Origin of the sequence: Marinifilum sp. D737 (assembly GCF_026672275.1) — a bacterium.
In the GTDB taxonomy this organism is placed as follows: domain Bacteria; phylum Bacteroidota; class Bacteroidia; order Bacteroidales; family Marinifilaceae; genus Marinifilum.
On the sequence record NZ_JANQCD010000091.1, the window covers coordinates 1 to 872 of the forward strand.

At 34.4% G+C, this 872-nt stretch carries 1 protein-coding gene; it reads right to left on the reverse strand.

From position 1 onward, the window contains the following. Positions 1-277: 277 nt before the first annotated feature. Positions 278-778 (reverse strand): hypothetical protein, encoded by a 501-nt coding sequence (locus NQ163_RS20550; protein WP_268192186.1) that lies wholly within the window; start codon positions 776-778, stop codon positions 278-280. Positions 779-872 lie beyond the last annotated feature (94 nt).

The window sequence follows — 872 nt, forward strand, 5'->3', positions numbered from 1 at the left end:
GTTTTACCCTTAACAGGGCTATCATAAATCCCATAGGGATATAATTATGGTAGTAATCAGTTGAAACCAAGCAAAAGTACCATAGGTACGAAATTAAGATTTAGGTTTTCCCGGGCAATAGTGAATTGTATTCATCAAGGTGCTGTTCTTTTTTAATTTTTGATCAAACCAATCATCAAGGTGTAGGTTCTTGGTTTTTTCGGTTCTTTTCATTGTTCCTTGCAATACAAGACTGATGAATTCCGCCCTGTATTATACAGAGCGGAATATCAATTTGCTATTTCTCTAAATCAGATTCTTCAATGGAGAATTTTATCCACCCGCTTACATCTGGATCGGTTGTTCTGTTAATTTCCCACGATTCCGGATTGTACGGACTGTGCCCGGTTTTAGCTCTATCCTTTAACCATTTCTTTAAAATGACTCCATCCTTATGTACAACATAGGCTTCTATGTTATAAGCATCTAAATATTCTTGTATCGGATCGGAATTTGGATCTTCGGGACTGACATCCGCAATGTTTACAATAGAATCAGGCAATAGTTTATCATTATAAATATCATTAATGTCAATTTTAGTAGAGTCAGAACTAGTTTTAAGAAAAATAGTGTCTTTTGTTCCATTTTTAATAAAAACTGTGTAACCGTATGTGTCTTTAATCTCACCATATCCAAATAGAATACAAGAGCCCAAAGAAGTCATCAATAATAGTATTAAAACATTACGATACAGTATGTTTCTGGCGTGTTTGTTGTAATTGAATCTAAGGCAGGTCATACTTGTTGTATAATTTATCAATTTTCGCATCATCGCTGGTATAAATTTTTAGTCTGTCTCTTAGTTTGGGAATACTGGTAACAGAGCCGGTTAA

What these genes read in the sequence shown, in the direction of transcription:
- NQ163_RS20550 (WP_268192186.1), bottom strand. Translation starts at nt 778, where the DNA reads ATGACCTGCCTTAGATTCAATTACAACAAACACGCCAGAAACATACTG.